Raw genomic sequence first — 25,501 nt, 5'->3', positions numbered from 1 at the left:
CGAGACGCGCACCTCACCGGCGCCCGGGAGCTGTTCGCAGAGAGGCTTCGAGCGCACGACCATCCGGGCCGTGGCGGGCGTCGTCCCGGCTCCGGTCATGCATCCGCCGCGCCGAGGCGCCCCCGCGACGGGAAACCGTCAGTCCCCGCCCGGCACATTGATGATCCGACCGGCGAGCTGCACCGCATCGACACCCGCGCGCTCCAGCACCTCGACAGCCCTGCACTCCGGGTCGGCGGCCAGTGCCGCGAGCAGATCGAGTCCGCCGGCCCGCACGTCCCCGCGCAGCTCCGCGCGCTCCCTGGCACCGGCCATCGCCGACAGAGCCGAGGGCGACCAGCCCTCCACCCCCACGTCCCCGGCCTCGGCAACCACCCCAGTGACCACCGGAACCGCGCCGGAGTCCTCCACGCTGCCCTGCCAGCGAAGCCCGTAACCGATGGAGCGCTGCACGAGGTAGCCGAGCACCTTCGCGAGCTGCGGTCCGCCCTCGAAGGCAGTTCGGACCTCGGGATCCGACTCGATGAGGGAATGCAGCAGATGAGCCGTGTCGATCTGCCGGTCGCCGTCGCGCAGGGCGCGCCTGCGGGCACCCGTCACCACCGAGGCCAGCTCATCGGTGAGTGTGGCTCCGAGTTCAGCACGGTTCGGTGCGGGCTGCTGAGGAATCCGCGGCGTCCGGTTTTGCACACCTCTCACCCCATCAGTTCCGGGGCGCCCGAGCATCCCCGGAGGGGCCCATTTACGCATCCCACCGAAGTTGGGGACACCAGAGCGGTTCCTCCTCCTTACGGATGAGATCTCGCCATGCGCGGATCCGAATACCGGAGACGGCGCGCGCCGCCTTGCCCTGCGCTGCCCGGACGACCGCGTGTCGTCCCGCGCGCCACACCACGTGCAGGACGGCCGGAAGGACGCAACAGAGGCGAGCTGATTGGCTGCCTTGCCGGCGATCGACGGACGTGAGTACGTCCACCGGCTCCTCGCTCCCCGCGCCCCCTGCCCACCGACCTGTTCCGGGCGGCGTTCCACTGCCACGACGACGGCTCGCACCCCCGCGCCTGCGACCGGTTCGAAGCGGCGCGGACCCTGCGCACAGAACCGACCGATCAGATCTGACGGTCCATCAGTATTGAATGTTCTCGCCACTACGGCTACGTTCCGCGACACCGTGAACCCGACGAGAAGGGGTGGTCGCATGGCCGAAGTCAGCGCCGAGGCGCGTATCGAAGCGCCGGCCGAGAAGGTCTGGGCCCAGCTGACGGACTTCACCGCGTACGGCCAGTGGAACGCCACCCACACCAGCTTCCCCAAGGGCGGCCCGACCACACTCGAACTCGCGGCCACCTACGAGGAGAACATGAAGCTCATGGGCTTTCCCGCCGAGGTGACCTGGACCGTGGCGGAGCTGGAGACCGCCCGGCTGCTGACCACCAGGGGCAAGGGGCCGATGGGCGTCAATCTGGCGATGCGCTACTCACTGACACCCGACGGCGATGCCACCACAGTCCGGATCGACGGAGAGTTCACCGGAGCCGCGGTCTCCCTGATGGCGGGCAAACTCAAGGACTCGGCGACCGCGGCACTCGTCGAGTCGCTGCGCAAACTGGGCGGGCTGGTCGCCGCCTGATCACCACCGGACGAACGAAGGGCCCCGCGGCTCAGCCGCAGGGCCCTTCGCACCGCACCCGTCGGGTCCACCCCTCGGGTCAGTGCTCGTCGGCAAGGATCAGATAGAGCTTCTTCCGCGCGTCATTGATCACCGACAGTGCCTTCTGGCGCTGATCGGCCGAGCCGGTCTTCCAGACCTGGCCGAACGCCTCCATCAGACCGAAGCCGGCCTGCCGGATCTCGTTGACGCTCTCCCAGTCGACCCCGCGGCCGGCCTCTTCCCAGGGCGCGTCGGGCCCGGATTCCGCCTCGGTGCGGCCGGTGTCGGTGAGCGTGAACAGCTTCTTGCCGCCCTCGCTCGCGCTGACGATCAGCCCCTCGTCCTCCAGCAACTGGAGGGTCGGGTAGACCGAGCCGGGGCTGGGCCGCCAGGCCCCGCCGCTGCGCTCGCCGATCTCCTGGATCATCTCGTACCCGTGCATCGGCCGGTCCTTCAGCAGCGCCAGGATCGAAGCGCGCACGTCACCGCGCCGCGCCCTCCCCCGGCCGCCGCCGCGACCGCGCCCCCCGCCGAAGGGGCCACCACCGAACGGGCCACCGCCGAACGGCGGACCGAACGGGCCGAATGCGGCACGGCGGCCCTCGAAGTCGCCCCGACCGTGATGACCGGGCCCGCAGTGCCCATGTCCGTGCTCATGCTCGTGTCCATGTGAACGCATCGCTACGCTCCTTCCATCGTTGATCTGTCGCGATGCGTCAACGATATATCGGAACAGGTCTTACGGCAATCGCTTTGAAGGGCCTTGCTTGTGACCCGTGACAGTGGACCTTGATCTGTCGCCACCGAGGACTGACGCCTGATGCTCTGTGCCGGCGAATGAGAACCACTCACCGGTGCGTGCCGGTGAAGATCGGCCCGCGGCGGCCGCCGATGACGCTCTCGGACCTGACGAGGACGGGGCCGAACTGGCCTTTCATCGCTTCGGTGGCTGAAGGTGACGGAGGTGACGCAGCAACCTCCGCCGCGCAGGCAGACGCTTCCTCGGCCATGCTCCAGCGCATGGGGAAGTAGATCAGCGGGCCGCAGGCCTTCCCGATCGGCGGGCCGGTCGACCACGGCGAACCATCGCCTTCGTCTTCAGTGAGATCCGGCCGTCATTCCAGGAGCGCAGCTACAAAGGCCGCTATTGGCGCCTACGGAGGAACCGCAGGTTCCTCGATGTACCGGTATCGATGTACCGGTCGTACAGACCGGGCCGCAAAGGCGTCATCCGGCGGCCGCTCGCCCTCCCGCACAGCAAGGTCACGGCTCATGGGCGCAGCCTGTCACCCCACCGACGACCGTGGTCTCGCATCCGACCTGGCGCAGAGCGTCGCCGCTGGGCTGCGGTACGCCAGATTCAGTCGGACGCAGACCACCGTGTCCGTCTCATCGAACCTGTCGCAATCCGTCGAACCAGCCGGACGGCTCGCCCGTCCCGAGCGCCTGACCCGGCGATCTGCGCCACAGCGCCCTGACAGGTCAGGGGCGGTTGTTCGTCCTGGCCCATGGGGACAGAACGACGACAGGTTCTCGGTCCCTCAGTCGAGGCAGAACTCGTTGCCCTCGATGTCCTGCATCACGATGCACGACTCATTGACGCCATCGGCACGCAGTATTCGCACGCGCACCGCACCGAGCGCGACCAGTCGTGCGCACTCGGCTTCGAGTACGGCCAGGCGCTCTTCACCCACGAGCCCGGTCCCGACCCGCACGTCAAGATGCAGCCGATTCTTGACGACCTTGCCTTCGGGAACGCGCTGGAAGTACATTCGCGGGCCCACGCCTGAGGGATCCATGCAGACAAACGCCGAACCCTGACGCTCAGTCGGCAGCGAGCGATCGAAATCGTCCCAAGTAGCAAAGCCCTCCGGCGGCGGCGGTACGACGTACCCCAACACCTCGCACCAGAAACGAGCGACGCGCTCAGGTTCTGCGCAGTCGAAGGTGACTTGGAACTTCTTGATCGACGCCATCGGCCCATCGTAGTGGCGCGTGCTGTTCACCGAGGTTCCGGATGTCATCGCCGTGCGGGTCGAGGTCTCGTGTGACACGAGTAGCGCCAACGGACTGGCCGCTTCTCCTCTTTGGTCAGGGCATCGCACTCGTCCTGAGTCAGCATGACCATCGGCCCGCCGGGCTGCGGGGAGGAGTTCGACGTGGTCCTGGCCGCCGAGGGCGACGGGGACGTAGCCGCAGGCTTAAACAGGCTCCCCGGCACGTCCCGTACCCGCTCGCACGCCGACCAGTTGATCTTCGGTGGCAACGGATCGAGGTTCGCTGTCACAGGTCACTTGCATACTTGCCCCGAGACGCACAGGACGAAGGCGATGCGACATGACTGCACCCAACCCGGACGACGGCTACCTGCTCGACAACCGGCAGTCCGAGGCGGGCATCCGCTTCGGCGCCCTCGCCGAACTCTTCGACCCGGTGACCTTCCGGCATGTCGACCGGCTCGGCATCACCACGGGCATGCGCTGCTGGGAGGTCGGAGCCGGCGGCCCCTCCGTTCCCGCCGGCCTGGCCGCGCGAGTCGGTCCGACCGGCGCGGTCGTCGCGACGGACATCGATGTGTCGTGGGCGCAGGGCGCCGCGGACGACGTCGTCGAGGTACTGCGCCACGATGTCGCCGCCGATCCCCCGCCCCCCGGTGGCTTCGACCTGGTCCATGCCCGGTTGGTCCTGGTGCACGTCACCGACCGTGCCGAAGCACTGCGCCGCATGATTCAGGCGCTGCGACCCGGCGGCGCACTCCTCCTGGAGGACGCCGACCCCCGGTTGCAGCCGCTGCTGTGCCCGGACGAGTCGGGCCCCGAACAGCGCCTCGCCAATCGCCTCCGGTCAGGCTTCCGCGAACTCATGGCGGCCCGCGGCGCAGACCTCGCCTACGGCCGGACCTTGCCCCGGCTGCTGCGCGAGGCGGGTCTGGACGATGTGCAGGCCGATGCGTACTTCCCGATCACCTCACCGGCGTGCACCGTCCTCGAGGCCGCCACCGTGCGCCAGATCCGCGACCGGCTCGTGGCCTCGGGGCTCGCCACCGACGAGGAGATCGACCAGCACCTGGAGAACGTCGCCACCGGACGCCTCGATCTGGCCACCGCTCCACTCGTCTCCGCATGGGGACGCCGGCCGTAACGCCCCGTGGAAGCTCCCGGAATCCCGGGCCGGCGACCTGGAATTGGCCTTGGTCCGCCGCTCTGCAGAACCTCTACGGTCGTCCCATGAGGATTCGCATCGTCGACGCGTTCACCGACCGCGCCTTCACCGGCAACCCCGCAGCCGTCCTGCTCCTGGACTCCGAAGCATTCCCCGAAGCCGACCGCCTCCAGGAGATCGCCCTGGAGATGAACCTTTCCGAGACCGCCTTCGCCCATCCCCTGCCGCCGGGCGGTGCGGCCGACTGGGCGCTGCGCTGGTTCACCCCGGCCACCGAGGTCGACATGTGCGGGCACGCCACGCTCGCCACCGCCCACGTCCTGCACACCACCGGCACGGCGACCGGCACGGTGCGCTTCGCGGCGCGCTGCGGGATCCTCTCGGCCACCTCCCACCCGGACGGCTCGCTCACGCTCGACTTCCCCACGGCCCCACTGACCCCCGCCACCGCCCCGTCCGGGCTGGCCGCCGCCCTGGGCGCCGAGCCCCTGTCCGTGCTGGACACCGGCGAACACATCGGCGACCTCCTCGTGGAACTGGCCGACGAAACCTCCGTACGCACACTGACGCCGGATTTCGCCGCGCTGGCCTCATGCTCGCGGCGTGGCATCATCGCCACGGCCCCCGCCGAGGACCCGGCCCGCGGCTACGACTTCGTCTCCCGCGGCTTCTTCCCCCGGGTCGGCATCGACGAGGACCCGGTCACCGGCAGCGCCCACACGGCACTGGCCCCCTTCTGGTCCGTCCGGCTCGGCCGTGACGAACTGACCGGGCTGCAGGTCTCCGCGCGGACCGGCCTGGTCCGCACCTCGCTGCGCGGCGACCGCACCCTGCTGACGGGCAACGCCGTGACGGTCCTCGACGGCGAACTGCTGACCAGGTTCTGACAGACGGGAAGGGCGTACGGGCTGTCAGGCACGTGAGGGATCCGTACGCCCTTCTCCCGCCCCTCACAAAGTGGGCAGCCACCCCACCTTTCCGGCCAGCAGCGCGTATCCGACGAAGGCTCCGATGTCGAGCAGCGCATGCGCCGCGACCAGGGGCCCGACGCGCCCCCAACGCCGGTACAGCAGCACGAAGACGACGCCCATCACCATGTTGCCGATGAACCCGCCGATCCCCTGATACAGGTGGTACGAGCCGCGCAGCACCGAGCTCGTCACCAGGGCGGCCATGGGTGTCCACCCCAACTGTCCGAGTCTGCGCAGCAGATACCCGACGACGATCACTTCCTCCAGCACGGCGTTCTGAAGTGCGGAGAGGATCAGCACCGGAAACTTCCACCACACGTCGGGCAGCGACTCCGGAACCACCGTGAGATTGAAACCGGCGGCCCGTGCCACCAGATAGAAGGCCAGCCCGGCGCTGCCGATGCCCGCCGCGATCACCGTGCCGCGCCCCAGGTCCGACCCGGGCCGGGTCCGGTCGAAGCCGATGGCCCGGAGGCCCACGCCCTCCCTCATCAGCAGATGCGCCACCAGCGCCACGGGCACCAGGGCCGTGGTGATGCCGAAGAGCTGCCAGGCGAGATCCAGCCATGGCCGCCCGGGGGCGTATGAACTGTTGAGCGTCGCGGCCTGATCCTTCAAACCCCCTGGTTTCGTCAGTGATCCGACAAAACTGATCAGGGCAGACACTCCGCTTGCGCCCAGCGAGAGAGCCAGCACCAGCACCGTTTCGGACCGCAGAATCCGCCGTGAAACGGCCTCTTGGGGAAAAGAATCAGCCACGCGCCCCTCCGTCACCTGTACACCTGCCTTCAGTTGTGCATTCGCGTCTCATCCCGCTCCCCGTCCCGCTAGGGTCTCGAATGCAGGTACGAAGATCATGCGCGACCGGCCGGGGGACGACCACCATTGGTGATGGTGTGGTCCCCCTTTTCCTTGTTCATCCTCAAGGAGGGGCACCACCGACATGGGACGTCACAGCTTGCCCGACGACTACGCGACGGATGGCAGCGGGGACGGTTCCCCGCCACGCCGCCGCCGCACCGTGGTCATCGCCACCATGCTCGTCCTCGCCGTGGCGGCAGGTACGGCAGTCGCGGTGCAGGGTGACGTGTTGTCGTTCTCGAAGTCGTGCGAGGACTCTGCGGTACGACTCACCGTGATGGCCTCGCCCGACATCGCCCCCGCCGTGCGTGCCGTCGCCGACAAGGCACGCACGGACGAAACACGGTCCGACGGGCATTGCCTCCACGTCCAGGTCGTCGCCCGTGATTCCTACAAGGTCGCCGACGCGCTCTCCGCCGGCACCCGCACCCCGGACTATCAGATCTGGCTGCCCGACTCGGACCTCTGGCTGGACCGCGCCAAGGGCTCCGGCGACGGCATCCCGGTCGCGCCGGGCGACTCCATCGCCTCGTCCCCGGTGACCCTCGCCCTGGTCCCGTCGGCGGCGAAGGCCCTCGGCTGGCCGAAGAAGAAGTACTCCTGGGCGGAGTTGATGGCCTCATCCATGGAGTCGGACAAGGTGCGCCTCGGCGCTGCGGACCCCGGCCGCAGCGCCACCGGCCTGCTGGCCCTCACCAGCATCGCCGCGTCGTCCGACAAGCAGGGTGGCGACAGCGACACCAGGGTCGCGGCCACTGCCAAACTGCTTGCTCAGCGCATGTCCGACGGCGACACCCAGGTACTCGAAACCCTGGCGCAGGACAGCTCGGGCGCCGAAGAGGGCAATCCGCAGCGCAACCAGGCAGTGCTGCTCTCCGAGCAGGCCGCTTTCGCCCACAACGCGGGCTCGACGGGCGGCGGAAAGCTGGCACTCTTCTACCCGAAGGACGGCAGCCCGCTGCTCAACTACCCGTACACACTGGTCGACGGGAAGGAGCTGAGCACAAGCGAGAGCCGGGCCGCCCTGCGGTTCATGACGCTGCTGGGCGAGGAGAGCGCACAGCGCACCCTGGAGAAGCATGGCTTCAGGACCACCGACGGAACGGCCGGTGAATCGCTGGTCTCATCGGCGGGCGGCAGGAAGCCGCAGCCGTACGCGACGTCACCTGCCACTGCACCGTCGGCCGCCGAGCTGCAGGAGACGCTCGGCATGTGGACGATCACGGTGCAGAGCGCACGGCTGACGACGGTCGTCGATGCCTCCGGTTCCATGGCCACCGTCGTCCCCGGGCGCAACCAGTCGCGGATGGATGTCACCAAGGCTTCGCTGATCCAGGCCCTCGGGCAGTTCACCCCGAACGACGAGATCGGTCTCTGGGAGTTCGCCACCACGCTCGACGGCACCAAGGACTACCGCCGGCTGGTGCCGACCGCCCGCCTCGGCGACCCGGCGAAGGGCGGCGGCACCCACCGCGAGAGGCTCGCCGCGGCGTTCGCCGCACTGCAACCGGTACCGGACGGTGCGACGGGTCTGTACGACACCACCCTGGCCGCCTACAAGGAGGCGCAGTCGACGTATGTGAAGGGCAAGTTCAACGCCGTCGTGATCCTCACCGACGGTTCGAACCAGGACGACAACTCCATTTCCCGCAGCGGGCTGATCGCGGCGCTCAAGCAGATCGCCGACCCCGAGCGCCCGGTACCGCTCCTCGCCATCGCGGTCGGCCCCGAAGCCGACCGCGAGGAGGTGGAGGAGATAGCCAAGGTGACCGGTGGCGGCGGGTACCAGGTCAACGACCCTGCCGAGATCCAGGCGGTGATTCTGCAGGCGGTGATGACGGCCGGGCAGGCCGGCCGCGCGGCCCAGGAATAGCCGTGCCCGGGCGGGCACCGGCCGGGAACGGCAGACAGCGGGCGCGCTGAGGCACACCCACCGGGCTACGACGCAGGGAGACCCACCGGCCAGCTGTGCACCGGTTCGCCGGCGTGCATCAACTCGGCGTACCGGCGAGTGGTGGCCGCGAGCGCCGCGTCCCGGCCGAGCCCGGCGTCCAGCCCCCGGTGGTACGTGTCCGCCTGCCAGGACGCCCCGTTCACCCGCCGTTTGCAGCGCTCCTCGATGACCCCGAGGTAGTGGTCGCGGTCCGCGGGCTCGATGTTCCACGCGTCGAGTCCCGCCGCGGCGAGCGGCAGCAGTTCGTCCCGTACGAGATTGACGGCCGCCACCCGCGTCAGCCCGCCCGACCGCCCCGGCCGGGGCCAGACCAGCTCGGCATCGATGCCTCGGCGGCAGGCGGTGTCGAAGTTCTCGGCCGCCGCGGCGAACGGCAGCCTGGTCCACACCGGGCGGGACTCCTCGGCGAGCGCCCGCACCAGGCCGTAGTAGAGCGCGGCGTTGGCGATCACGTCGGTGACGGTCGGCCCGGCGGGCAGGACACGGTTCTCGACACGGAGATGGGGTACGCCGTCGGCCAGGCCGTACACCGGCCGGTTCCAGCGGTAGACCGTACCGTTGTGCAGCACGAGCTCCTGGAGCCCCGGCACCCCGCCCTCGTCGAGCACCCGCAGCGGGTCCTCCTCGTCGCAGATCGGGAGCAGCGGCGGGAAGTAGCGCAGATTCTCCTCGAAGAGCTCGTACGCCGAGCTGATCCATCGCTCGCCGAACCAGGTCCTCGGACGCACCCCCTGGTTCTGCAGTTCCGGCGGCCTGGTGTCGGTGGCCTGCTGGAAGAGCGGGGGCCGCGACTCCCGCCACAGCTCCCTGCCGAACAGAAAGGGCGAGTTGGCGCCGAGGGCGACCTGAACGGCGGCGACGGCCTGGGCGGCGTTCCACACGTCCGCGAAACGCGCCGGGGTGACCTGCAGATGCAGCTGGACCGATGTGCAGGCCGCTTCGGGTGTGATCGAGGTGGCGGTGCAGACCAATCGCTCCACGCCTTCGATATCGAGGGCGAAATCCTCGCCGCGCGCCGCCACTATCTGATCATTGAGCAGTGTGTAGCGGTCCACGTCCGAGAGGTTCGCCGCGACCAGGTCCGCATGGCCGAGGGTCGGAAGCATTCCGATCATCATGATCCCGGCAGCGACCTCGCCCGCCTTCCGATGCGCATATCCGAGACCGGTCCTGAGCTCCTCGGCCAGCTGATCGAAAACACGACCGTCCAGGTGATGCGGAACTATGTTCACTTCCAGATTGAACATCCCGAGTTCGGTCTGGAAATCACGGCTCGCGATCCGCTCGAGCACCTCTGCATTCATCATCCGGGGCAGGCCGTCCGAACCCGCCAGATTGAGTTCGATCTCCATGCCCATGAGGTTGCGGGGGCGGTCGAACCTCTGCTCCGCCAGGAGCCTCCCCAGCCCCTCCAGGCACAGGTGGAGCTTCCTCCGGTACCTCTGCCGATCGGACAGGTCAAAGGCGCCCGCCACGACCTTCTCCCCCATCGAAGAGTCCCTCCGCAAGTGGGCGGCCCGCGGCCCAGGCCGCTCGCGTCACGATCGATAATGCCCAGGGGAGGTGATCCATAACGCCCCCGTGGACAGCGCGGAACCAGTAATCTGATGGCGGTCGTCCCGGGCACATTCCGACGGCATGTAGCACAGTGCGGTTTCCGCCGGTCGGCGGGTGGCGAAAACGCCGACGCGATTCGGCCTACCGCGGCTGCGGAAAAACACCAGGCAGCAGCTGCGCGGCTCACCCCGAATCAGCAGAATCTCCGCATAATAAAGTCTGGATACCACCTTGTCGGCAATACCTGCGACAGCTAGTGGAAACACCGCGTGAACACGTGTCGTATAAACTCCGCGGACGAGGCAGAGAGTTGACGCACCGGCCCAGTCACCGGCCTCCTCTGGCCCCGCACGCCGACAGCGCCGTCTGCACCCGCCCACGCATCACCGTGTCTCCGAAGTGAGAGGCAACCCACTATGCCGCTGCATGTTCCCCCGGCTCCCGCGCCTGCCCTGCGCAGCGTCCTCACGGCACTCGGTTCACCCACCGCAGTCCTCGAGGCCCGCACCCCGGCTCTCCGGTCCGTCCAGGGACCTCTGAGCCCCGAACTCCCGCTCCCCGTCCATGTACTGGACCGGATCGGCCCGAGCGGGCTCGCGCCACGCACCCGGCTGACCGCGTGGCGCTTCCTGATCCGCAGCTCGGAGCGGGCCGTCGCCGCGGCCGACACCATGCTCACCCCGGACGGCTGGGCCTTCTCGCACTTCTTCGAGGGCCCCTACATCGCCTCGACCGAACTCGCCCTGCGCCAGACGGAGACGGTCACTCCCCACTACCAGCCCCGTCTGCTGTCGATCCCGGAGCTCTACATGCTGACGCTGTGGCTCCACGAGGACGTCGAAGCCGACCCGTCCGGGGGCGCCCTCGCCCCCACCGATCTTCTGGTACCGCTGGCTCCCGCCGCACCGGGTATCGCGGCACACCACCCGCACCGGGTCGCCGATCTGCTTCCCGTGATGACCCTGCGCATCACGCCCGGCCCCGGCCCCCTGCTCGGTTCACCGGCCTGACCCCGTCCCGCCTCCGGCACGCCGTACTGTGCCCCGTCGCCGTTTCCGGTGGCGGGGCACAATGCTGCGGGACACGCGGCGCGGGAGGTCGGGGGCGCCCCCGGTCCCATCCGGACTAGTCCGGTCCGGCCACCCCGAACCACCCGAAGGGACAGTCCAGTTGTGTTGAACCGTCCGGCCGGGTGATGCGTCATGAGAGTAGGAGCAGCGCTGCCGCGAAATCCCTGCGGATCGGCGCCCGTGGGGCAACACTGGAACCAGACCGATCGATACGGGGGGCGGCCATGAACACCTCATCCAGCCGCAGGACACTCACTACAACGCAGCGAAAGAACCCAGCCATGTGCCAGCACAAGCCACCCTGCCCAACCGCCGACTCAGCCGACCGGGAAGCCGCACGCCTGGTGGCGCACCACCCGGAACAGGGCTGGAGCCTGCTGTGCAACGGCGTCCTGCTCTTCGAGGACACCGGTGAGCTGCTCCCGGACGGGCAGATCATCGCTCCGCACCGGCCGCTGGACGCCGGTCGGGTGATGAAGGCCGCCTGACCGCGGCCCGTAAGAAACGGGGGCCGGCCCGGAGAAGATCTCCGAACCGGCCCCGACGCATGTCCGCGTCACACCCGAACGGGTGAGTCAGTTGTCGTACTCGTCCAGCGGCGGGCAGGAGCAGACGAGGTTGCGGTCACCGAACGCACCGTCGATCCGGCGCACCGGCGGCCAGTACTTGTCGGCGGCCGAGACTCCGGCCGGGAAGACGGCCGTCTCGCGGCTGTACGCGTGCTTCCACTCCCCGCCGAGCATGGCGGCGGTGTGCGGGGCGTTGGTCAGCGGGTTGTCGTCCGCGGTCCACTCGCCGGAGGCCACCTTCTCGACCTCGCCGCGAATGGCGATCATCGTGTCGCAGAACCGGTCGAGCTCGGCGAGGTTCTCGCTCTCGGTCGGCTCGATCATCAGCGTGCCCGCCACCGGGAACGACATGGTCGGCGAGTGGAAGCCGTAGTCGATCAGACGCTTGGCGATGTCGTCGACGCTGACCCCGGTCGCCTTGGAGATCGGCCGCAGATCGACGATGCACTCGTGCGCGACCAGACCGGCCGGGCCGGTGTACAGGATCGGGTAGTGCGGTTCCAGACGCTTGGCGATGTAGTTGGCCGCGAGTACGGCGACCTGCGTCGCGTGCTTGAGGCCCTCCCCACCCATCAGGCGTACGTACGCCCAGGAGATCGGGAGAATACCGGCCGAGCCCCACGGCGCGGCCGAGATCGGGCCGACACCGGTCTCGGGGCCCGCGGCGGGCTGCAGCGGGTGGTTCGGCAGATACGGCGCCAGGTGGGCGCGCACGCCGACCGGGCCGACACCGGGGCCACCGCCGCCGTGCGGGATGCAGAAGGTCTTGTGCAGGTTCAGGTGCGAGACGTCGCCACCGAACCGACCCGGCTTGGCGAGGCCGACCAGTGCGTTGAGGTTGGCGCCGTCGACGTACACCTGACCGCCCGCGTCGTGCACCTCGGCACAGATGTCGGCGACGTGCTCCTCGAACACACCGTGCGTCGACGGGTACGTGATCATGAGCACGGCGAGTTCCTCGCGGTGCTTCTCGATCTTGGCGCGGAGGTCCTCGACGTCGACCTCACCGTCGTCGGCGGTCTTCACCACGACGACCCTCATGCCCGCCATCACGGCGCTCGCCGCGTTGGTGCCGTGCGCGGAGGACGGAATGAGGCACACGGTCCGCTGCTCGTCGCCATTGGCCCGGTGGTACGCACGCACGGCCAGCAGGCCCGCGAACTCGCCCTGCGAGCCCGCGTTCGGCTGGATGGAGACCGCGTCGTAGCCGGTGACCTCGGCGAGGCGCTCCTCCAGCTCGCGGATCAGCGTGAGGTAGCCCTCCGCCTGCTCGGCCGGCGCGAACGGGTGCAGCGCGCCGAACTCGGGCCAGGTGATCGACTCCATCTCGGTGGTCGCGTTCAGCTTCATGGTGCAGGAGCCGAGCGGGATCATGCCGCGGTCCAGCGCGTAGTCACGGTCGGCGAGCTTGCGCAGGTAGCGCAGCATCGCGGTCTCGGAGCGGTGCTGGTGGAAGACCGGATGGTTGAGTATCCCGTCGGTACGCAGCAGGGACTCGGGCAGTGCGTCGGCGGCAGCGGCGTCCAGCGCCTCGATGTCACCGTCGGCGCCGAAAGCGGCCCAGACGGCGGCGAGCTGCGCACGCGTAGTGGTCTCGTCACAGGCGAGGGAGACCCGGTCGGCGTCGACAAGACGCAGGTTGACCCCGCGGTCGCGGGCGTCGGCCACGACATCCGCCGCCTTGCCGGGGACACGCACGGTGAGCGTGTCGAAGAAGGCGCCGGTCTCGACGTCGACCCCGGCCGCCCGCAGTCCCTCGGCCAGGATCGTGGCGTAGCGGTGGGTGCGCTGCGCGATCGTCCGCAAGCCGTCGGGGCCGTGGTAGACCGCGTACATCCCGGCCATCACGGCGAGCAGCACCTGCGCGGTACAGATGTTGCTGGTGGCCTTCTCGCGACGGATGTGCTGCTCGCGGGTCTGCAGGGCGAGGCGGTACGCCTTGTTGCCGTCCGCGTCGACGGAGACTCCGACGAGGCGGCCGGGCAGGCTGCGGGCGAACTTCTCGCGTACGGCCATGAAGCCGGCGTGCGGTCCGCCGAAGCCCATCGGCACACCGAAGCGCTGCGTGGTGCCGACGGCGATGTCCGCGCCGAGGTCGCCGGGCGAGGTCAGCAGGGTCAGGGCGAGCAGGTCGGCGGCGACGGTGACGATCGCGCCGAGCTCGTGGGCCTGCTCGATGACGGGCTTGATGTCGCGGACGGCACCGGAGGCACCCGGGTACTGGAGCAGCACACCGAAGACACCGCGCTCGGCGACCTCGGCGGGGATGCCAGCGGCGAGATCGGCGACGACGACCTCGACACCGGTCGGCTCGGCGCGGGTCTCGATCACGGCGATGGTCTGGGGCAGGGCGTCGGAGTCAACCAGGAAGACGCCGTCCTTGACCTTGCCGACACGTCGGGCGAGCGACATGGCCTCGGCGGCGGCGGTGCCCTCGTCGAGCAGCGAGGCGCCGGAGGTGGGCAGCCCGGTCAGCTCGGCGACCATCGTCTGGAAGTTGAGGAGCGCCTCCAGGCGGCCCTGCGAGATCTCCGGCTGGTACGGCGTGTAGGCCGTGTACCAGGCGGGATTCTCCATGACGTTGCGCAGGATCACCGGCGGGGTGAACGTGCCGTAGTAGCCGAGCCCGATCATCGGGGCGAGCACCTGGTTGCGGTCGGCAAGGGTGCGCAGCTCGGCAAGGACCTCGGCCTCGGTACGGGCCGACGGCAGCTGCAGAGCCTCCGCACTCTTGATCACATCGGGCACCGCGGCCGCGGTGAGGTCGTCGAGCGAGCCGTAACCGACCTGGGCGAGCATCTTCGCCTGCGCCTCGGCATCGGGGCCGATGTGGCGCTGCTCGAAGGGGATGCCCTGCTCCAGCTGGGAGAGCGGAGTGCGACGGGGGGTCATGATGGAGGCCTCCTGGTCTGTCACGACCTGCGAGGGGCACCACGGCGCGGGTGCCCGGACGGCCTCCCCCTCTGTCATCTCAACCTGAGAGCTTCACCGGTGCGCCCTGAGGCATACCGGCTTTCACCGTCGGTGAGGGAGGGATCCGTCCCGGCTGCTGCCGCCACGAAACCCGCCCTGCTTTCCAGAGTGACCTCGTCCGTGCGGTACGGGGGCCTGAGAGATTCCGGGGAGGATTTGCTCCTTCGGCGCCTGCCGGATGTCTCCGGAAGACTCTCCCGCACGGGGTCAGCAGCCATCACCAGCCTACCAGCGGGGCTCGCGACGAAATTCTCAAGTGGCCGACAGCCCGAATCTGCACTTTCGTAGAGCCTGTGGAGTAGCCGCGACCAATGGGAGGGACCGTGCAGACCGACATCGATCCGCGCAACCTGATCGGGCGCAAGGCATTCGACCGCAAGGGCACCAAGATCGGAACTGTGGACGAGGTGTATCTCGACGACGCGACCGGCATACCCGAGTGGGCAGCCGTGCGTACCGGACTGTTCAGCAGGGACGCCTTCGTGCCGCTTGAGCCCAGCGAGTTCGTCGACGACGTGCTTCGGATCCCCTTCGACCGTGCACTGATCAAGGACGCACCCGACTTCGGCGTGGGCCGCCATCTCTCGCCGGAACAGGAGCTTCAGCTCTACCGGCACTACGGCCTGGACTCACCGCCCGACGAGCCGGGCCAGGACCGGGACTTCGGCAGCCTGGCCGGCCAGGACGAGTAATCCACCGGATCACGCACCAGCGGGAGCGGATCGGCCGGCTGCAGCTCCGGATCGTCGACACGGAACGTCCGCACCCGGCCGGGCGGTGACTCGGGTTCCTCGAACCGCACGGTCACCCGGCCCACCCCACTGCCCTGTACCCAGCCGTGGCCGTAGGTGTCATGGCATACGTCGTGCCCGGCGGGCCAGCGCCGGGCCGCGAGCTGTTCGGCCGCCTCCTGCTCCTGCGCCCCGTCCGCCGGCTCGTCCCCGTGGCCGCCCGCGTCCTGTTCCTCACGGGCCGGGACCTCGGGCGCGGCCCGCTCACCGGCTGCCTGGGCGAAAAGATCCTCCTGCGTGTAGTCGGCGAGCCCCGTGACGCCCACCCCGAGCAGCCGCACCCCTCCGGTCGTGTCCACAGCCTCCAGGAGCCGCGCAGCGGCCTCTCTGACCACGGTGGGGTCATCCGTCGGCCCCCGGAGCGTCTCGGACCGCGTGAGCGTCGAGAAGTCGTATCTGCGCACCTTCAGCACCACGGTGCGTCCCGAGCGCTCCGCGGCCCGCAGCCGCTGGACACAACGGTCCGCCAGGCGCTCGACCTCCGTCCTGACCCGGACCCGGTCGTGCAGGTCCATGTCGAAGGTGTCCTCGACCGACACGGACTTGGCGTCGCGCTCGGCCACGACGGGGCGGTCGTCGTACCCGAGAGCCATGCGATGGAGAGCGACGCCGTGCGCCTTCCCCAGCAGTCGTACGAGCTCCGCCTCGCCGGCCGTGACCAGGTCGTCGACCGTGGTCATCCCGGCCCGCCGCAGATGGTCCCCGGTGGCGGGGCCCACACCGGGGAGGATCCGTACGGACATCGGCGCGAGCAGATCCCGCTCGGTGCCCGGCTCGATGACCAGCAGCCCGTTCGGTTTCGCCTCCTCCGAGGCGATCTTGGCCAGCATCTTGGAACCCGCGAGGCCCACCGAGCCGGTGAGTCCGGTGACGGCTCTGATGGCGTCGCGCAGCTGCTCGCCGATGGCCCGCGCCGAGGCGGTGTCGTCGGCAGTCCCACCGGCCTCCAGATCGACGAACGCCTCGTCCAGGCTGAGCGGCTCCACCAGTGGTGACAGCTGCCCCAGCAACCCCATCACCTGGTCGCTCACCGTCCGGTACAGGGTGAAGCGGGGCACCAGGTAGGCGGCATTGGGCGCCAGCCGCCGGGCCTGCGCGGTCGGCATCGCCGAGTGCACTCCGAAGCGCCGCGCCTCGTAGGACGCCGTGGCGACGACCCCGCGGGGTCCCAGCCCGCCGACCACGACCGGTTTGCCGCGCAGGCTCGGTTTCGCCGCCTGCTCGGCCGAGGCGTAGAAGGCATCCATGTCCAGATGCAGGATGGTGGGCGCGGATCTCACATCAACCGATGCTGCCCTAAGGCACTGACAATCGCCGCGCCCCGTCAGACGGCGCGGTTGCGCCGCCGTGCGAGCTCGTCGGTGGGGTTGTGGCCGATCAGCGTCTCGCCCGTGTCCACCCGCTCGCCGTGCAACTGCGACAGGGCGGCGTCGACATCCCTCCAGACCACCCCGACGGCGATGCCGAAGACCCCCTGGCCCCCCTGGAGCAGATCCACGACCTCGTCGGGCGAGGAGCACTCGTAGACGGTCGCTCCGTCGCTCATGAGGGTCATCCGCTCGAGATCCTGGAACCCCCGGGCCCGCAGATGCTGGACCGTGGTGCGGATGTTCTGCAGGGCGACGCCCGTGTCGAGGAAGCGCTTGACGATCTTCAGCAGGACGACGTCCCTGAAGCTGTAGAGGCGCTGCGTGCCCGATCCGTAGGCCGGTCGCACGCTCGGCTCGACGAGCCCGGTGCGCGCCCAGTAGTCGAGCTGCCGGTAGGTGATCCCCGCCGCCGCGCACGCCGTCGGCCCGCGATAGCCGATGTCGCCGGCCGCTGCCGCCCCGTCCCCCGCCATCGCCGCCGGTTGAACCGGTTGTCTGAGGGTGTGGTCGGCTGTACTTCCGTGCTGCCGGTAGGGCCCACCCGCTGCCGTACCGTCGCCGCTGCTTCTCACGCCGACCTCCGTCCTTGACCTGCCATCTCGAAGGTAGGCAGTCGCTCGGGGTGCGTCAACGATCGCCACACTGGGCACGCCGGGTGATAATCACCCTGAGGGTGGTTTGCGGTGTCCCGTTCCCGGGAAAGGCTTGCCGAATGCGTTGACGGCGACCCTGCTGGACGGTCACTGGCTGTTGGTACCGAAGTCCTCCGGCGAGATCTGGTCGAGGAACTCCCGGAACTTCTCGACCTCGTCCTCCTGCTCGTCCGGGATGGAGATCCCCGCGTCGTCGAGCACCCCGTCACTGCCGTAGATCGGCGTGCCGGTGCGCAGCGCGAGCGCTATGGCGTCGGACGGCCGCGCGCTCACCTCGACCCCGCCGGCGAAGACCAGCTCCGCGTAGAAGACCCCTTCCCTGAGGTCCGTGATGCGGACCTCGGTGAGCTCCTGACCCAGGGCCTCGAGCACATCCTTGAAGAGATCATGGGTCAGCGGCCTGGCCGGAGCCATGCCCTGCTGGGCGAAGGCGATCGCGGTCGCCTCACCCGGACCGATCCAAATGGGGAGGTACCGGTCGCCTCCCACTTCACGCAGGAGAACGATCGGTTGGTTGGAGGGCATTTCCACCCGGACACCCACAACGTCGAGCTCGTTCACACAGCAACCCTAGGACGTGCTCGGCAGGTTTGGGTAGTCGGGCTCCCCCGTGACTCAGTGGAGTCGGATCCGCAGAGCGGTCTGCACAAGGGCCGAATGAAGCCGTACGGAGAGCTCCGCGAGCTCCTTCGCCTTGGCCTCCGCATGGGCTCTGGTCTGCGGATTCCGGTGTCGGCGCAAGGGCGCGACCACCTGCTCGATCAGACCGGCCTCGCGTTCCGCAGCCCCGCGCATCGCCCGCAGATGACGCGGTTCCAGACCGAATCGACCCAGATCCGCCACAAGTTTGGCAACGGTCACCGTCTCGGCGTCGTAGCCACCCTCCGCCGTCGGAGCGATGAGCCCGTACGACTCCCACTCCGCGAGCTCGCTCTCGGTGACCTCGGCGGCGGCCAGGAGCTCCGCACGCCCGATCCGGGCCGCGGTGGCCCGCCAGGACTCGCCGTCCCAGGAACCGTCGGTCAGGTCCCGCGGACCGCCCGCGGCCGGCAGGGACACCTGCTCGCCGCGGGCCAGGGCGTCCAGGTGCTCACGGATGACCTTGAGCGGAAGATAATGGTCCCGCTGCATCCGCAGCACCTGCGCCAGCCGCTCGACGTCTTCGGGGCGGAATTTGCGGTAGCCGGAGGGGGTCCGCTGCGGCTCGACGAGCCCCTCGGCCTCCAGGAAGCGAATCTTGGAGATGGTGACTTCGGGAAATTCGTCCCGCAGCTGCAGGAGCACCGTGCCGATGCTCATGGCCCGGTCGTCGGCCGTGGCGGTGCCGTGACCGGCACCGCCCGTCGATGTTCTCAGCATGGACCTTCCCTGACGGGTCAGATGCCCCGCTGGCTTGCGTAGAAGACCAGCCGGTACTTCCCGATCTGCACTTCGTCGCCGTTGGACAGCGCGACGGAGTCGATGCGCTCACGATTGACGTACGTGCCGTTGAGGCTGCCGACATCCCCGACCGTGAAGCTGCCGTCGGGGCTCCGGCGGAACTCCACGTGACGGCGGGAGACCGTCACGTCATCGAGGAAGATGTCGCTCTGCGGGTGGCGGCCGGCCGTGGTCAGCTCGCCGTCCAGCAGGAAGCGGCTGCCGGAGTTCGGACCGCGACGCACCACCAGGAGCGCCGAGCCGAGCGGCAGGGCGTCGACGGCGGCCTGGGCCTCCGGTGAGAGGGAGGGCACGGGCGTCTGGCCCGTCGCCTCCGCCTCGTACGCCTCGAGACCGGAGATGGAGATGGTCGACGTCGTCTCCGAAGGACGCTCCGCAGAGGCGCCTCCACGCAGCGGCGCACCACAGTTGGAACAGAAACGACTGGCCTCGGCGTTGCGATGGCCGCACCTCGAACAGACCGGCATGGACCCAAACCCTCCACCCGTACTTGAGGCTGATGGATCCCCGAAACCTATGCGGCCCGGACCGGCAGGGTCAACAGACGACGCGCCGGTTCCACCCGAAATGTCACCGCCCGGACCCGACACCTCGTCACGGAAGAGCGGGCGATCAGTGCCCTGCTCCTCGGCCTGGCCATGGCGCGGTGCGCGATGACGGGCCGCGTCATCGCGGGCGCTCTTGCCGAACAACTTCGCAAACAACTTCACGGGCGATTCCCCTTGACCGAAACAGACCCGCCCGTGGGGCAGGACGAACCCTGACTGAACACACCTGCCGACCCGGACATCTTCACAACGTCCGTATCCACTCGACAGTTTCCACCACACGCCACCATTACGATGCGGCGACCCCCCGCAACCTCTTGCCCGTGTCCTTCGAGCCCCGTGTCCGGCGCCCTCACTGGGATGACGACCGAGCGTAGTCAGGCTGCTGCGCAGGTCGCAAGGCGTCCACGACGATGTCGTCGGCCTGCGCCACATGCACGGTCGCCTGCTCCTTCTCCAGCGTCTGCACCACACCACCGGGGATGTTCAGCGCCGGCTCCAGATCCTGCGGTTTGCCGATCACCTTGAAGACGTACGGCGCGGAGATGGACCGGTCGTCGACCTTGATGGCGCCGCCGTCGCCGGAGAAGTACGTATTGGCCACCACCCTCACCCCGTTGACCTCGATCGCCTCCGCCCCGGCCGCACGCAGCTCCTGGAGGGCGTCGAGCAGCATGTCCGCCTGCACCGCGTCCCCCGGATCATTGATCGTGAGCGTGATCCCGGGCCCGTGTGCCGCCACGGTGCCCGCGAGGACACCGAGTTGCCGTTCCTTCTCCACGGTCTGCTTACGGGCCTCCTCTGCCTGGTCCGAGCTGTTCTCCAGCTCCGTACGCTGATCGTCCAGACGCTGCTTCTCATCCTCAAGACGCTGTGTACGGTCATCGAGTTCATCGAGAATGCGGACCAAATCCTCCTGCCGGGCACCGCGCAGTGCGCTGTTGTCACTGTTCGACCGCACCTGGATCGCCAGACCCAGCCCCAGGACGAACAGCAGCAGCGCCACGACGAGTTGCGCGCGGGTGACCCGGGGCGGCCACAGCCCGGCGATCAGCCTCTGGCGCCCCGTGAGCTGCTCAGGCACGTGGGCCTGCTGCTCGCCGGTGCGCTCCTGGTCACGGGGAAGCTCTTCGTTGCTCATCGGCCTCAGGCCCGGAAGACGTGCCGGCGGATAGCCGCGGCGTTGGAGAAGATGCGGATACCGAAGACGACGACCACACCGGTGGAGAGCTGCGCTCCCACACCCAGCTTGTCGCCCAGGAACACGATCAGTGCGGCGACGACAACGTTCGAGAGGAACGACACCACGAAGACCTTGTCGACGAAGATGCCGTCGAGCATGGCCCGCAGACCACCGAAGACTGCATCGAGAGCAGCCACGACGGCAATCGGGAGATAGGGCTCGACCACCGCCGGCACCTCGGGCCGGACCAACAGTCCGACCACGACTCCCACGACGAGGCCCAGTACGGCGATCACGATGTGCCCTTCCCTGTGTCTGCCGCACCACTGCCGGTGTCTGCGGCCTTCGGCTCTGCTGTTCGTACGATGAGGCTGGGCGCAGCCGGGAGGCGCACCTCGTCCTGGACGGACATGTTGGTCCGGATGTCGAAGGTGTCCTTCAGCGCCCTCAGGTACTGGCCGTCGGCACTGTCCTCGAAAGCGGTGCTGAGCCGCTTCCCGTCCCCCACCGCAAGCACCGTGTACGGCGGCACGAGCGGCTTGTTGTCGACCAGTATGGCGTCGCCCGCGGCGCGGATCGCCGACAGGGCCGTCAGCCGCTGCCCGTTGATGGAGACCGCCTCCGCGCCGGACTGCCAGAGGCCGTTGACGACCCGTTGCATGTCCCGGTCGCGCACCCGCCCCGTGTCGGTGAAACCAGTGGTCTCGCGCGGTCCGCCGCCGCCCTGGTCGGTGCCCTTGGCATCGTCGACGACGAGTTTCACCCCGGGTCCCTTGACGGCGGTCGCCCCGGAGAGCAGCGCCACGAGCTGTCCCTGGTCCCCGCCATGCTTTTCCAACGCTTTACGTTGCCGCTCGCCCACGTCGTCGCGGGCCTTGTCGACCTGGGACTCGAGCTTGTCGGCCGCCGACGTCTCCGTGTCGATACGCTCGATGAGCTCCTCGCGCTCCTTGGCGAGGACAGGCGCCGATACACGCGCCTCCGCGGCGCCCAGGGTGACGACGAGGGCAGCCAGCACGAGGCACGCCGCGAGGCCCAGTTTCGCCTTCAGTGTGCGGGGCATGGCCGCACTCCCGTCGGCCTTGCGCTTGGCCGTGGCCTCCGCGTAGCCGTCGTCCAGGCTGTGGTCCATCACATTGGTCAGCAGCGACATGGACGCGTCAGGGCGCGCAGGCGGCGAGGCGGTACTCCGATCGGGGGGCTGCTGCGACATGCCGCACATCGTCGCACGCCGCGACTGCTACCGCCGAATGGCCCCACCCGTGCGCCGGGAGGCGTCTGCACGACACCTCCCGGCACACCGGCGACAGGTCACTGACCTGCGCTGTCCACGATCGCCGACCACTCGTCGAGCAGTTCCTGCGCCGAGGCGTCGTCGGGGCCCTCCGCCCACAGATGGGTGACGGCCTCGGCCGGGTCGGGAAGCACCATCACCCAGCGCCCGTCCGCCTCGACGACCCGCACGCCGTCGGTGGTGTCGACGTCACGGTCCCCGGCGGCTTCCACCACGCGACGCATGACCAGTCCCTTGACGGCCCAGGGCGTGGCCAGGTCGCGGCGCAACACGTGCGCCAGGGGAATCCGGGCATCGATCTGGCTGAGCGTGAGCTGCGTCCGCGCAACGAGCCCGAGAAGCCTCACGAAGGCTGCCGAACCGTCGAAGACGCTGCTGAATTCGGGAACGATGAAACCGCCCCGCCCGTCGCCCCCGAAGATGGTGCCTTCCTCGCGTCCCACACGGGTCAGGTCGTCCGGCGACGTCGTCGTCCACTCCACCTGTGTGCCGTGGTAGGCGGCGACCTGCTCGGCGACCCGCGTCGTGGTCACCGGCAACGCCACCCGGCCGCTGCGCCGCTCGGCGGCCACCAGATCGAGCAGGACCAGAAGGGCCCGATCGTCCTCAACGATCCGGCCCCGCTCGTCGACCAGGGAGAGCCGCTCCCCGACCGGGTCGAAGCGCACTCCGAACGCGGCCCGTGCCGAGGACACGATCTCCCCGAGCCGCACGAGCCCGGAGCGCCGGGTGTCGGCGGACTCCGTGGGCCGTGATTCGTCGAGCCCGGGGTTGATGGTCAGCGCGTCCACGCCGAGCCGCCCGAGCAGACTGGGCAGAACGAGTCCGGCACTGCCGTTGGACGCATCGACGACAACCTTGAGACCGGCGGCGGAGATCCCTGTGGTGTCCACATTGCGCAGCAGTGCCCCGGTGTAGGAGTCGAAGACGCTGGACGGAAAGTGCAGATCCCCGATCTCTCCCGGGAAGGCCCGGCGGTACTCCTGGCGGGCGTAGACGCGGTCCAGCTTCCGCTGCCCCGCCTGGGAGAGGTCCGCCCCCCGTTCGTCGATGAACATGATGTCCACCGAATCAGGCACCCCGGGCGACGTACGGATCATGATCCCGCCCGCGCTGCCCCGAGCGGTCTGCTGACGCGCGACCGGAAGCGGCACGTTCTCCAGGTCCCGTACGTCGATGGCGCTGGCCTGCAACGCCGAGATCACGGCCCTCTTCAGCGCACGGGCGCCACGGGAGTGGTCACGGGCGGTGGTGACGGTCGAACCCTTCTTGAGGGTGGTGGCGTACGCGCCGGCGAGCCGGACGGCGAGTTCCGGCGTGATCTCCACATTCAGGATTCCTGAGACACCTCGGGCGCCGAAGAGGTGTGCCTGGCCCCGAGACTCCCAGATCACCGAGGTGTTGACGAAGGCGCCGGCCTCGATGGTCTTGAACGGGTAGACCCGGACATTGCCCTGAATGATCGATTCTTCACCGACCAGGCACTCGTCCCCGATGACCGCACCGTCCTCGATGCGGGCAGCCCGCATGATGTCGGTGTTCTTACCGATCACACAGCCGCGCAGATTGCAGTGCTGGCCGATGTAGACGTTGTCGTGGATCACGGCCTTGTGCAGGAACGCCCCGGTCTTGACGACGACGTTCGAACCGACGACCGTGTGCTCGCGGATCTCGACACCGGCCTCGATCTTCGCGTAGTCCCCGATGTAGACGGGTCCGCGGAGCACCGCGTCAGGATGGACGTCGGCGCCTTCCGCAACCCACACACCGGGCGAGATCTCGAAGCCGTCGATCTCGACGTCGACCTTGCGCTCCAGAACGTCGGCCTGAGCCTTCACATAGCTCTCATGCGTGCCCACGTCCTCCCAGTAGCCTTCGGCGACATAGCCGTAGATGGGCTTGCCTTCCTTCATGAGCTGCGGGAAGACATCACCGGACCAGTCCACCGAGACATCGGCTTGGACATAGTCGAAGACCTCGGGTTCCATGACATAGATGCCCGTGTTGACGGTGTCCGAGAAGACCTGGCCCCAGGTTGGCTTCTCCAGGAATCGCTCGACCTGGCCCGCCTCGTCGACAATCGTGATTCCGAATTCCAGTGGATTCGGAACTCGGGTCAGGCACACGGTGACCAGTCCGCCCTTTTCCTTGTGGAAGGCGATGAGGTCGGTGAGGTCGAAGTCCGTGAGCGCGTCACCGGAAATGACGAGGAAGGTGTCGTCCTTGAGCGCTTCCTCGGCGTTCTTTACGCTGCCGGCTGTCCCGAGAGGTTTCTCCTCGTTGGCATAGGTGAGCTCCATCCCGAGCTCTTCGCCGTCGCCGAAGTAGTTCTTGACGAGGGAGGCGAGAAACTGGACGGTCACGACGGTCTCATTGAGCCCATGCCGTTTCAGCAGCCTCAGCACATGCTCCATGATCGGCCGATTGGCGACGGGCAGGAGCGGCTTGGGCATGCTGGAAGTCATGGGGCGAAGGCGTGTGCCTTCACCGCCAGCCATCACGACGGCCTTCATGTCGGAAACGTCCTCCTTGAAGAGACGACGGTTTAGCCGACTTCGCCCGTCAGGGCAACATCTCAGAGTTCAGCCGCGGACCGGCCACACTGCGCGGCACCGCATCAAACGAGCTCAATCGGCTACTGCATCCGCCTTGACGAGTCGGCGGACCTGAACCACGTAGAGGATCCCTGCCCACCAATAGAGCGTTGTACCCCATCCTGCGAACGCCCATCCGAAAACAGCGGCGAGCGATCCAAGCCAACCACTTGCGTCACTGAGCAGCAACAAGGGGAAGGCGTACATGAGGTTGAACGTAGCCGCCTTCCCCAGGAAGTTCACCTGGGGTGGTGGATAGCCGTGGCGTCGCAGGATTCCGACCATCACGAGAAGCATCAGTTCACGGGCCAGGAGTGCCGCCGTGAGCCAGAGCGGAAGGATCTCCCGCCAGGTCAGTCCGACGAGCGTCGAAAGGATGTAGAGGCGATCAGCGGCCGGGTCCAGGAGCCGCCCGAGGCTGCTGATCTGGTTCCATCGGCGGGCGAGTTTACCGTCGAGGTAGTCGCTGATACCGCTGAGCATCAGCACGAGCAGCGCCCAGCCATCGCTCTTGGGTCCGCCGAACTCCGGGCGAAGAATCAGCCACAGGAAGAGCGGTACCCCGACAAGGCGCGCCATGCTGAGGATGTTGGGGATGGTGAGGACCCGGTCCGTCTGAACCCGAGTCTCCTGGACCTCCACCCGGGGGCCTCCTGTGAACGTGCCAATGATGCCCCCCGACCCTACCCTCAGCCTTCGCCAGCACATGCACGGGGGTGACAAAGGGGCATCGTGAACGCAGAAAAGCCCCGTGCCACAAGGGCACGGGGCTTTCCCGGAATAATTGTTCGGCGGCGTCCTACTCTCCCACAGGGTCCCCCCTGCAGTACCATCGGCGCTGAAAGGCTTAGCTTCCGGGT

At 68.5% G+C, this 25,501-nt stretch carries 23 protein-coding genes, 1 rRNA gene and 1 riboswitch; of the genes, 7 read left to right on the top strand and 17 right to left on the bottom strand.

From position 1 onward, the window contains the following. Positions 1 to 138: 138 nt before the first annotated feature. A complete protein-coding gene (locus ACFU6I_RS23560) occupies positions 139 to 690 on the bottom strand; it encodes a Clp protease N-terminal domain-containing protein (RefSeq protein WP_384370066.1) in 552 nt (183 codons plus the stop codon). Between the two features lie 508 nt (positions 691 to 1,198). Here ACFU6I_RS23560 and ACFU6I_RS23555 point away from each other — a divergent pair. Continuing rightward, positions 1,199 to 1,630 carry an SRPBCC family protein gene (locus ACFU6I_RS23555; protein ID WP_384370063.1) on the top strand — a complete coding sequence of 144 codons (432 nt, stop codon included), beginning with the start codon at positions 1,199 to 1,201 and terminating at the stop codon, positions 1,628 to 1,630. 79 nt (positions 1,631 to 1,709) lie between these two features. On the opposite strand, the gene ACFU6I_RS23550 is transcribed toward ACFU6I_RS23555, so the two are convergent. Both ACFU6I_RS23550 and ACFU6I_RS23545 read right to left on the bottom strand, forming a co-directional pair. After that, positions 1,710 to 2,330, bottom strand: a complete 621-nt coding sequence (locus tag ACFU6I_RS23550) for a PadR family transcriptional regulator (protein WP_384370060.1) — start codon at positions 2,328 to 2,330, stop codon at positions 1,710 to 1,712. 862 nt (positions 2,331 to 3,192) lie between these two features. Next, positions 3,193 to 3,627 (bottom strand): VOC family protein, encoded by a 435-nt coding sequence (locus tag ACFU6I_RS23545; protein WP_384370057.1) that lies wholly within the window; start codon positions 3,625 to 3,627, stop codon positions 3,193 to 3,195. A gap of 361 nt (positions 3,628 to 3,988) precedes the next feature. On the opposite strand from ACFU6I_RS23545, the gene ACFU6I_RS23540 reads away from it, so the two are divergent. Both ACFU6I_RS23540 and ACFU6I_RS23535 read left to right on the top strand, forming a co-directional pair. Further along, a complete protein-coding gene (locus ACFU6I_RS23540) occupies positions 3,989 to 4,792 on the top strand; it encodes a class I SAM-dependent methyltransferase (protein ID WP_384370054.1) in 804 nt (267 codons plus the stop codon). Between the two features lie 86 nt (positions 4,793 to 4,878). Then, entirely contained in the window at positions 4,879 to 5,700 is an 822-nt protein-coding gene (locus tag ACFU6I_RS23535) for a PhzF family phenazine biosynthesis protein (RefSeq protein WP_384370051.1), read from the top strand. 63 nt (positions 5,701 to 5,763) lie between these two features. On the opposite strand, the gene ACFU6I_RS23530 is transcribed toward ACFU6I_RS23535, so the two are convergent. Further along, the gene (locus tag ACFU6I_RS23530) at positions 5,764 to 6,543 is read right to left on the bottom strand and encodes a CPBP family intramembrane glutamic endopeptidase (protein ID WP_384370048.1); all 780 of its coding nucleotides are present in this window, start codon (positions 6,541 to 6,543) and stop codon (positions 5,764 to 5,766) included. A 184-nt stretch (positions 6,544 to 6,727) separates the two neighbouring features. Here ACFU6I_RS23530 and ACFU6I_RS23525 point away from each other — a divergent pair, with 184 nt between their 5' ends. After that, on the top strand, positions 6,728 to 8,518 hold the full coding sequence (locus tag ACFU6I_RS23525; protein WP_384370045.1) for a substrate-binding and VWA domain-containing protein: 1,791 nt from the start codon (positions 6,728 to 6,730) through the stop codon (positions 8,516 to 8,518). Between the two features lie 65 nt (positions 8,519 to 8,583). Here ACFU6I_RS23525 and ACFU6I_RS23520 read toward each other — a convergent pair whose 3' ends face one another. Beyond that, on the bottom strand, positions 8,584 to 10,089 hold the full coding sequence (locus ACFU6I_RS23520) for a glutamate-cysteine ligase family protein (RefSeq protein WP_384370042.1): 1,506 nt from the start codon (positions 10,087 to 10,089) through the stop codon (positions 8,584 to 8,586). Between the two features lie 483 nt (positions 10,090 to 10,572). Here ACFU6I_RS23520 and ACFU6I_RS23515 point away from each other — a divergent pair, with 483 nt between their 5' ends. Then, a complete protein-coding gene (locus ACFU6I_RS23515; protein WP_384370039.1) occupies positions 10,573 to 11,166 on the top strand; it encodes a hypothetical protein in 594 nt (197 codons plus the stop codon). 341 nt (positions 11,167 to 11,507) lie between these two features. Further along, entirely contained in the window at positions 11,508 to 11,714 is a 207-nt protein-coding gene (locus ACFU6I_RS23510; RefSeq protein WP_384370036.1) for a DUF5999 family protein, read from the top strand. 87 nt (positions 11,715 to 11,801) lie between these two features. Here the strand turns inward: ACFU6I_RS23510 and gcvP are convergent, their stop codons facing one another. After that, the gene (gene gcvP, locus ACFU6I_RS23505; RefSeq protein ID WP_384370033.1) at positions 11,802 to 14,687 is read right to left on the bottom strand and encodes an aminomethyl-transferring glycine dehydrogenase; all 2,886 of its coding nucleotides are present in this window, start codon (positions 14,685 to 14,687) and stop codon (positions 11,802 to 11,804) included. 194 nt (positions 14,688 to 14,881) lie between these two features. Continuing rightward, positions 14,882 to 14,978, bottom strand: a riboswitch (glycine riboswitch). Positions 14,979 to 15,079: 101 nt separating this feature from the next. Between gcvP and ACFU6I_RS23500 the strand changes: the two genes are divergently transcribed. Continuing rightward, positions 15,080 to 15,460 (top strand): PRC-barrel domain-containing protein, encoded by a 381-nt coding sequence (locus ACFU6I_RS23500; RefSeq protein ID WP_384370030.1) that lies wholly within the window; start codon positions 15,080 to 15,082, stop codon positions 15,458 to 15,460. On the opposite strand, the gene ACFU6I_RS23495 is transcribed toward ACFU6I_RS23500, so the two are convergent. The 11 genes from ACFU6I_RS23495 to rrf form a co-directional block, all read right to left on the bottom strand. Continuing rightward, on the bottom strand, positions 15,385 to 16,839 hold the full coding sequence (locus tag ACFU6I_RS23495; protein ID WP_384370027.1) for a DNA polymerase IV: 1,455 nt from the start codon (positions 16,837 to 16,839) through the stop codon (positions 15,385 to 15,387). The genes ACFU6I_RS23500 and ACFU6I_RS23495 overlap by 76 nt on opposite strands. A 44-nt stretch (positions 16,840 to 16,883) precedes the next feature. Beyond that, positions 16,884 to 17,501 (bottom strand): MerR family transcriptional regulator, encoded by a 618-nt coding sequence (locus ACFU6I_RS23490; RefSeq protein WP_384047603.1) that lies wholly within the window; start codon positions 17,499 to 17,501, stop codon positions 16,884 to 16,886. Between the two features lie 168 nt (positions 17,502 to 17,669). After that, a complete protein-coding gene (locus ACFU6I_RS23485; RefSeq protein ID WP_037690563.1) occupies positions 17,670 to 18,143 on the bottom strand; it encodes a bifunctional nuclease family protein in 474 nt (157 codons plus the stop codon). 54 nt (positions 18,144 to 18,197) lie between these two features. Beyond that, a complete protein-coding gene (locus ACFU6I_RS23480; protein WP_384370024.1) occupies positions 18,198 to 18,941 on the bottom strand; it encodes a MerR family transcriptional regulator in 744 nt (247 codons plus the stop codon). A 17-nt stretch (positions 18,942 to 18,958) separates the two neighbouring features. Then, on the bottom strand, positions 18,959 to 19,732 hold the full coding sequence (locus ACFU6I_RS23475) for an FHA domain-containing protein (RefSeq protein ID WP_384370021.1): 774 nt from the start codon (positions 19,730 to 19,732) through the stop codon (positions 18,959 to 18,961). A 190-nt stretch (positions 19,733 to 19,922) separates the two neighbouring features. Continuing rightward, complete coding sequence (locus tag ACFU6I_RS23470; protein WP_384370018.1) at positions 19,923 to 20,711, bottom strand: DUF881 domain-containing protein; 789 nt, start codon at positions 20,709 to 20,711, stop codon at positions 19,923 to 19,925. 5 nt (positions 20,712 to 20,716) lie between these two features. Continuing rightward, positions 20,717 to 21,049 (bottom strand): small basic family protein, encoded by a 333-nt coding sequence (locus ACFU6I_RS23465; RefSeq protein WP_023543062.1) that lies wholly within the window; start codon positions 21,047 to 21,049, stop codon positions 20,717 to 20,719. Further along, the gene (locus ACFU6I_RS23460; protein WP_384370015.1) at positions 21,046 to 21,966 is read right to left on the bottom strand and encodes a DUF881 domain-containing protein; all 921 of its coding nucleotides are present in this window, start codon (positions 21,964 to 21,966) and stop codon (positions 21,046 to 21,048) included. Before ACFU6I_RS23460 ends, ACFU6I_RS23465 begins: the two co-directional genes overlap by 4 nt. A 98-nt stretch (positions 21,967 to 22,064) precedes the next feature. Beyond that, positions 22,065 to 24,560, bottom strand: coding sequence for a sugar phosphate nucleotidyltransferase (locus ACFU6I_RS23455; RefSeq protein WP_384370012.1), 2,496 nt, complete (start codon positions 24,558 to 24,560; stop codon positions 22,065 to 22,067). A 114-nt stretch (positions 24,561 to 24,674) separates the two neighbouring features. Continuing rightward, entirely contained in the window at positions 24,675 to 25,283 is a 609-nt protein-coding gene (locus ACFU6I_RS23450; RefSeq protein ID WP_266988138.1) for a CDP-alcohol phosphatidyltransferase family protein, read from the bottom strand. Between the two features lie 144 nt (positions 25,284 to 25,427). Further along, positions 25,428 to 25,501: ribosomal RNA gene (rrf, locus tag ACFU6I_RS23445) — 5S ribosomal RNA — on the bottom strand; the annotation flags it as partial.

The organism is Streptomyces sp. NPDC057486, from assembly GCF_042802415.1.
In the GTDB taxonomy this organism is placed as follows: Bacteria; Actinomycetota; Actinomycetes; order Streptomycetales; family Streptomycetaceae; genus Streptomyces; species Streptomyces yanii.
The sequence above is the reverse complement of the archived record's forward strand: the minus strand, read 5'-3'. Positions and strand labels throughout refer to the sequence as shown.

Excerpts from the sequence above, each read along its gene's own strand:
- ACFU6I_RS23555 (WP_384370063.1), top strand. The coding sequence starts at position 1,199 with ATGGCCGAAGTCAGCGCCGAGGCGCGTATCGAAGCGCCGGCCGAGAAG.
- ACFU6I_RS23550 (WP_384370060.1), bottom strand. The coding sequence starts at position 2,330 with ATGCGTTCACATGGACACGAGCATGAGCACGGACATGGGCACTGCGGG.
- ACFU6I_RS23545 (WP_384370057.1), bottom strand. The coding sequence starts at position 3,627 with ATGGCGTCGATCAAGAAGTTCCAAGTCACCTTCGACTGCGCAGAACCT.
- ACFU6I_RS23540 (WP_384370054.1), top strand. The coding sequence starts at position 3,989 with ATGACTGCACCCAACCCGGACGACGGCTACCTGCTCGACAACCGGCAG.
- ACFU6I_RS23535 (WP_384370051.1), top strand. The coding sequence starts at position 4,879 with ATGAGGATTCGCATCGTCGACGCGTTCACCGACCGCGCCTTCACCGGC.
- ACFU6I_RS23525 (WP_384370045.1), top strand. The coding sequence starts at position 6,728 with ATGGGACGTCACAGCTTGCCCGACGACTACGCGACGGATGGCAGCGGG.
- ACFU6I_RS23520 (WP_384370042.1), bottom strand. The coding sequence starts at position 10,089 with ATGGGGGAGAAGGTCGTGGCGGGCGCCTTTGACCTGTCCGATCGGCAG.
- ACFU6I_RS23515 (WP_384370039.1), top strand. The coding sequence starts at position 10,573 with ATGCCGCTGCATGTTCCCCCGGCTCCCGCGCCTGCCCTGCGCAGCGTC.
- ACFU6I_RS23510 (WP_384370036.1), top strand. The coding sequence starts at position 11,508 with ATGTGCCAGCACAAGCCACCCTGCCCAACCGCCGACTCAGCCGACCGG.
- gcvP (WP_384370033.1), bottom strand. The coding sequence starts at position 14,687 with ATGACCCCCCGTCGCACTCCGCTCTCCCAGCTGGAGCAGGGCATCCCC.
- ACFU6I_RS23500 (WP_384370030.1), top strand. The coding sequence starts at position 15,080 with ATGGGAGGGACCGTGCAGACCGACATCGATCCGCGCAACCTGATCGGG.
- ACFU6I_RS23480 (WP_384370024.1), bottom strand. The coding sequence starts at position 18,941 with ATGCTGAGAACATCGACGGGCGGTGCCGGTCACGGCACCGCCACGGCC.
- ACFU6I_RS23470 (WP_384370018.1), bottom strand. The coding sequence starts at position 20,711 with ATGAGCAACGAAGAGCTTCCCCGTGACCAGGAGCGCACCGGCGAGCAG.
- ACFU6I_RS23460 (WP_384370015.1), bottom strand. The coding sequence starts at position 21,966 with ATGTCGCAGCAGCCCCCCGATCGGAGTACCGCCTCGCCGCCTGCGCGC.
- ACFU6I_RS23455 (WP_384370012.1), bottom strand. The coding sequence starts at position 24,560 with ATGAAGGCCGTCGTGATGGCTGGCGGTGAAGGCACACGCCTTCGCCCC.